At 44.6% G+C, this 6,155-nt stretch carries 5 protein-coding genes; 3 read left to right on the top strand and 2 right to left on the bottom strand.

Annotation, left to right across the window (positions count from 1 at the left end; genetic code table 11):
* Positions 1 to 15 precede the first annotated feature (15 nt).
* Positions 16 to 3,138: a tetratricopeptide repeat protein gene (locus tag QUA13_RS05680; RefSeq protein ID WP_333197289.1), complete on the bottom strand. Its 3,123-nt coding sequence runs from the start codon at positions 3,136 to 3,138 to the stop codon at positions 16 to 18.
* A 395-nt stretch (positions 3,139 to 3,533) separates the two neighbouring features.
* On the opposite strand from QUA13_RS05680, the gene QUA13_RS05675 reads away from it, so the two are divergent.
* Positions 3,534 to 3,908, top strand: a complete 375-nt coding sequence (locus tag QUA13_RS05675) for a hypothetical protein (protein WP_333197288.1) — start codon at positions 3,534 to 3,536, stop codon at positions 3,906 to 3,908.
* A gap of 107 nt (positions 3,909 to 4,015) precedes the next feature.
* Here QUA13_RS05675 and QUA13_RS05670 read toward each other — a convergent pair whose 3' ends face one another.
* The gene (locus QUA13_RS05670; RefSeq protein ID WP_333197286.1) at positions 4,016 to 4,285 is read right to left on the bottom strand and encodes a hypothetical protein; all 270 of its coding nucleotides are present in this window, start codon (positions 4,283 to 4,285) and stop codon (positions 4,016 to 4,018) included.
* Positions 4,286 to 4,539: 254 nt separating this feature from the next.
* Here QUA13_RS05670 and QUA13_RS05665 point away from each other — a divergent pair, with 254 nt between their 5' ends.
* Positions 4,540 to 5,763: a hypothetical protein gene (locus tag QUA13_RS05665; protein ID WP_333197284.1), complete on the top strand. Its 1,224-nt coding sequence runs from the start codon at positions 4,540 to 4,542 to the stop codon at positions 5,761 to 5,763.
* A gap of 10 nt (positions 5,764 to 5,773) precedes the next feature.
* Positions 5,774 to 6,007 carry a hypothetical protein gene (locus tag QUA13_RS05660; RefSeq protein WP_333197283.1) on the top strand — a complete coding sequence of 78 codons (234 nt, stop codon included), beginning with the start codon at positions 5,774 to 5,776 and terminating at the stop codon, positions 6,005 to 6,007.
* Positions 6,008 to 6,155: the final 148 nt, after the last annotated feature.

Below are 6,155 nucleotides of genomic sequence, written 5' to 3'. Positions count from 1 at the left end.
GAAACATCGTTGTGCTTATTTAAATCTCGCTTTGGCCTGAATAGTATTTATACTCATTGCATATTTGAGATGCTCCCAAGTCCCCCTTCTTAAGGGGGATTTAGGGGGATCTAGACTTGGAGGTAAGTCAGAGATTTCGGCTGGGTTTTCCAGGCTTTGATCCCCCCTAACCCCCCTTAAGAAGGGGGGGACAAGAGTGTTCAATGTATCTTCGGAGGGGGGGACTGACTCATTCAAAGTCCCCCTTCTTAAGGGGGATTTAGGGGGATCTAGACTTGGAGATAAACGAGAGATTCCACTAAACCGATGTTGCAAATTAATCCCAACGGCGGCGCTAGGCAAATAACTAACCACAAAATCACGACTAAACAAAGCATGAATTGGGAAGCGGTGCAAGTCCCGGTGAGGAATCAGAATTAAGTCGGTAATCCCCTCTACTTGCTGTTCGATGTCATCAATTTTCAGGATTTCCTTGAGTCGGGCAAATTTACTTGGCATTCCCGCACGCCAAGGATGATTTTGTTGACTTTTTTTCTCCTTAGATTGATAATCCGTGTATTGTTGATTCCACTCCTTCACCCATTCTTCAAATTTATCGGGAAAATCGCTCAAACAGTTTTCGGGAGACAACAAGCCATCGGATTTAATGATGAATGTTGTCAGGGATGCGTCGCTGAGATGCCAGTAAATCGCGGCTGTTGTGGGATTGAGAAGTTGCTGAATTTGTGCGTGAGTGACTCTCTCTTCTGTTTGGTAAGGGGGAATTGGCAAGGCATTCAGCAGCCAAGATAAGCAGACATTTTTATCTGTTTCTGCTGTTGCTAAGGCTTCGGCAAATTGCCCCGACTGCATGAATATATTTACCGTTAACTGTTCAAACCTAACTAATTTGTCGGTGAGTTGCTGTTGGGTGAGTTGCGAATAGTTTTGCTCTTTCAGCAGACGCTGCAATAAATCGGTTGCCTCTCGCTGTAATAGATTTGCTTCTTCAGTATCTTTTAAGCTGACTAAAGTTTTGATTAAACTCTGAAAAACTTCTAGATGCAATTTTAGGAAAGCATCTTTTGTTAAAGTTTTGAGGGCTTCTTTATAGCTGGTAGCAGCTTTATTCCAATAGGTGTAGGAAGAATTGAGTTTTCCGCGACTATAGTGAGCATTTCCTAGTTCTTGATGCAACAATCCATATCCTTCGGGGTGGGTATTTTGACGGCAATATTCTAAGGCTGCTTCTAATGTTAATATTTGTCCTTCATAGCCGCGCTGCTTCAGGTTGTGAGTTAAGAGAGTTCTGGTTACTGGTGGAGATTTAGGGAAGTTCACCTGTAAGATTTCATAAACTAGCTGGTTATACCCAGGTGCATTTTTGACTGCTATACTCCGATTAATCCAGGCATAGTCATCATCAGGTCTGATTTCTAAGACTTTGTCGTAGGAGGCGATCGCATCTTCCAATCTGTCTAAATTACCCAGTGCATTGCCCCGATTGAACCAGGCGTCGTCTAAATCTGGTTTGATTTCTAAGGCTTTGTCGAAAGAGGCGATCGCATCTTCCCATCTGCCTAAATCAAACAGTGCAGTGCCCCAATTGTTGCAGGCAACGTGATAATCTGGTTTGATTTCTAAGGCTTTATCGAAGGAGGCGGTCGCATCTTCCAATCTGCCTAAATTATACAGTGCAATGCCCCGATCGTTCCAGGCTTCGTGATCATCTAGTTTGATTTCTAAGGCTTTATCGAAGGAGGCAATCGCATCTTCCAATCTGCCTAAATTATACAGTTTAATGCCCCGATTGTTCCAGGCTTCGTGATAATCGGGTTTGAATTCTAAGGCTTTATCATAGGCAGCGATTGCCTCTTCTAATCTGCCTAATTCACACAGTACATTGCCCCGACTGTTCCAGGTATGGTGATAATCGGGTTTAATTTCTAAGGCTTTATCATAGGCAGCGATTGCCTCTTCTAATCTGCCTAATTCACGCAGTGCAATGCCCCGATTGTTCCAGGCATCGCGATCATCTGGTTTGAATTCTAAGGCTTTATCGTAGGTGGCGATCTCCTCTTCAAATCTGCCTAAACTACCCAGTGCAATGCCCCGATTGATCCAGGCTAGGTGAAAATCTGGTTGGAATTCTAAGGCTTTATCATAGGAGGCGATCGCCTCTTCTAATCTGCCTAAATTACCCAGTGCAAAGCCCCGATTGTTCCAGGCTAGGGGAAAATCTGGTTGGAATTCTAAGGCTTTATCCCAGGAGGCGATCGCTTCTTCTAATTTTCCTAAATTAAACAGTGTAACGCCCCGATTGAACCAGGCTTCGTCATCATCTAGTTTAATTTCTAAAGCTTTGTTAAAAGATGATTTTCTATCACTTTGAATCAAAAAACTTTCTTGGGGCTTAGAAACTGATGCCGAATCATGATTTGTAGAAGAACGATAAAGAATAGAAGCAGTGTTATTAGAATCGATAGCACCCTGATAATTACCTAATTTCTGTAGAACTAAACCTCGTTTTTCCCAGACTTCTGGAGCGTTATATTTTAATTCAATAGAACCCTCGTAGAAAGCAAGTGCTTCTTGAAAATTACCTTGTTCATATTGCTCATTACCTCGCTTTTTCCATTCCTCAGCCTCTCGATCGACATCCTCATCCCCCCCAACCGAAGATAGCGGAAACTCAACCAAAATCTCCCTACCAACATTCCCCGCGCACTCTCCCAATTCCCCGCCCGCAACTCTACCCAACAACTCCAACCTGCGCGCCAATTCCTGAAGCGATACCACCGCATCCGTAGCGGCGGTGTCCCCGTGCGCGCCCTCCAACAATCGAGCCCCAAACCTCCGCAACCAAGCCGCCAAATCACCATCTTTAATGCGTTTTGCGAGTAAGAAGTCCGCAACGTCCCCTCTTCCCCAGCCCTCATTCACCCCTTCGAGAAGTTCCATCAACTTCGCCTCGTATTCCGCATCAGTCAAAGTTGGAGGAACCCCCCTCTGTCCCCCCTTGCTGAGGGGGGAAGAAAGATTTGATCCTTCTTCCCCCCGCTTACCAAGGGGGCGTAAGGGTGGGTTAAAATGCTGTAGAGAAGTGCGGAACACCCGCTGAATTAATTGTTTGAGGAATCGCCAGATTTTATCCAACATTAGTGAGATTTTGAGGCGGTTGGTTTTTTTGATTGTAGCAACAATTGCCGGGATTCGTCGTCAGTCCGATAGTCCGCCAGAGGTTGAAAAGGCGATCATCGTGATTTGTCGTTAGTCCCATAGTCCGCCAGGGGTTTCAACCCCTGTCTCATAGCGAAAGCCCTCTTTTAGAGGACTAAAGAGGTGCAAGATGTGAATCAATAGTTTATCTCCAAGTCCGCCAGGGGTTGACACCCCCGTCTGACTCCGCTATGAGACGGGGGTTTCAACCACATTGAACTATTGCACCAGTGATAAAATTCAAACAATCAATCTCAACCCCAAATAAAAAAATGCTATAATATCACCTTTAATTGCTAAAATTGTCCCGCCAGCAGAGAACACAGGAAAATAATATGGTGATTATTACCTCACAACAAATTGCCCAATTTCGCTCGCAATTAGCGGAGTATCCCGAAGCCCTAAAAGCCCTAGACGCAATCGAAGATTGCGAGGGCAATATCGAAGATGCAGCGATATCTCTAGCAATTCAAGCCGGACAAGAACCGAATATATCAGAAAATTGGTTAGACGGATTGGCCAAAAGATGCCGCGTTGCTATCTGCAAATCCGAGGTTAAAGAAGAGTTGACAAACGGACAATTGAATGCTGCATTTAGAGATTTAGTTGCTGCAAAAGTTTGCCCGGAGATTTTGGTGACAGCGGTGATTATTTATGTATTTAAAACTGGGGTAAATGAGTTTTGCGAGCCTCTCGAATATAAACTGTAAAGCCATCGCTGCATTTAAAAAGTACGCGCGTGCGAAGCTATCCCGAAGGGTAGGGAATCGCCCCCATTTCTCAAAACCTGATACAACGAGGCGATCGCAACTTTTCTCTACCCCTGTGCACGGCTGTACCCAGCCGGCACCAAATCCGGCGACAAACCCAAAGATTTCCCCAGCAAACGAGCAAGTTGCACTAAAAAATTAGCAGTATCTTCGTCACCTTCGCGGGCCATTGAAGCCGATATCTGGATTAGCATTTGCACAAATCCCACATCAATTAAATCGGAACAGGAACTCAAAACCTCTGGTTCTTGGCCGTTGGGACAGGTAAGCACTCGCTCGATTAAGTTCAAATAAGCCTCTTGGCGTTCTGGATTCATTTTGGGAGGATCTGTACAGTAAATAATTTATTATTACGCTTAACTCAGTCCTGTCAATCAGGCGATCGAATATGCGATCCCCATCTTTCCTCTAGAAACTCCATTCAGTCGGGAATAGACAGAAGCTTAAAGAAAATCTTAAGTTTCTCCATGCTAGTTTAGTCGAGGTAAGGTGGGCCTAGGCGCACGCTAGGATTGAAGGTAAGGTGCGCCCATAAACACCCTACGATTCAAGGGAATTAAGAATATACAAAATGAAAATAGGAATATTTTTAGGCAATCTAGGAAATCCCGCTATCTACTATCCCAAACTAGCCAAAATTACCGGCGGAGTCACAGCCAGTATTTTTCTGTGCCAATTATTGCAATGGCAAGCACAACATTCTTACTCCGGCGAATGGGTGAAAACTAACAGCACAGAAATAGAAAAAGCCACGGGTTTAAATCAGGAAGAACAGGAATTAGCGAGACAGCAACTCAAAGTGCGATCGCTCCTGAAAGAAAAACTACCAAATCCCAACACTGACACCCTAGAACTCTGGGCTGACATTGACGCTTTCGAGGAAAAACTCAATAACTTCTGGACAATTAATCCTGCGGATATTATAACACAGACAACCCGCGAAAACAACAATCACTCTGTAGAAATATTCCCCGAAACATCACCCCTAAATCATACAGTTAAAACCGACAAATATTTCGGGCAACCCCGCCAGCAAATAGCCGTTGCTGTCACCCCAAATTACCGCTTTAGCGGCCCTTGGAACTCCCAAGAACAACTGCACAACTTTCAGCGAGCTTTAGAAGAATACGCAAAAGAACACAGCTTAGGATTCGGTCATCCTTCGGGATGGGCATTTAAAATTATTGACGGTATGACAAAAGGCTTAGCCTCGAATTTTTGGGAGGAATTTGTCGCCGGAATCCCTTTAGGAGAAAGTCAGAAAGTTAAGCGAGATTGGGAAATCGAGCCGGAAGTACCTTATCCGGCCTTTGAAGAAGAGCGAATTCAGTATTACGTCCACAAAGGAGAACCGCTAGAAGCAGCAGTCTCCAGAGCTCGTGCTGACTTGAGAAACCCGGTTTTGGGCAAAGATTTGTGGGAGGGATTTTTGCGAAAGTGCGATCGTATTGCTGACGATGCGCTCAAAGCCAAACAACAGGGCGTTGACACACCATATCTGCCCTCTTCCTTCAACGAAAAACCGCAAATCACCAAGGATAGCGTAATGCGGAAATTAGGGGCGATCGCGCCGCAATTAGCCCTCAATCAATCTACATCTGACCAGATTCCAGCACTGCCGAAACTTGCTGAAACAGCATCGCCAACTCCCGCCGAAATTCCCAGTATTGCCTCTTTGCAAAAAGCTTACCAAACTCCTATCGGCCGAAGTATAGTTGAAAAACAAATCGCTGCAAACCCGGACTGGGGCTACGAAATAGTTGACGGTGAAATCGTAGAATCTATCCCTTTTTAATGAGGCTGATATGAAACGAATTAGCAATATCAATCCGCTGGGAGAAGAGCGACCAAATCCTTCTGAGCAAAAGAGAGAAAAACTGCGGCAGGAAAGGTTGCAGCGAGAAAGAGATGAAGCATATCAAATGTTAGTTGAACTCTGCAATTTGGGCGAATATGACATGGCTCAGCAGTTGGCAAATCGACAGTTTAATTGGGGTTATGAAGTAGTTGATGGGATTGTGATGGAAAGGATAAATTAGGCTCGCAGTTATCCCATTTGTCACTTCCATGGGCGGGCAAGATGCCCGCCCCACAAAAAATTTAATATGTCGTGGAACCGGCATCTTGCCTGTTCCTAAGAATGGTACAAATTGACGGTCACAATCTCTATGTTATAATTATAACTAA

This window comes from Microcoleus sp. S28C3 (genome assembly GCF_036700785.1).
In the GTDB taxonomy this organism is placed as follows: Bacteria; Cyanobacteriota; Cyanobacteriia; order Cyanobacteriales; family Microcoleaceae; genus Microcoleus; species Microcoleus asticus.
This window is presented reverse-complemented; position numbering and strand designations above follow the sequence as displayed.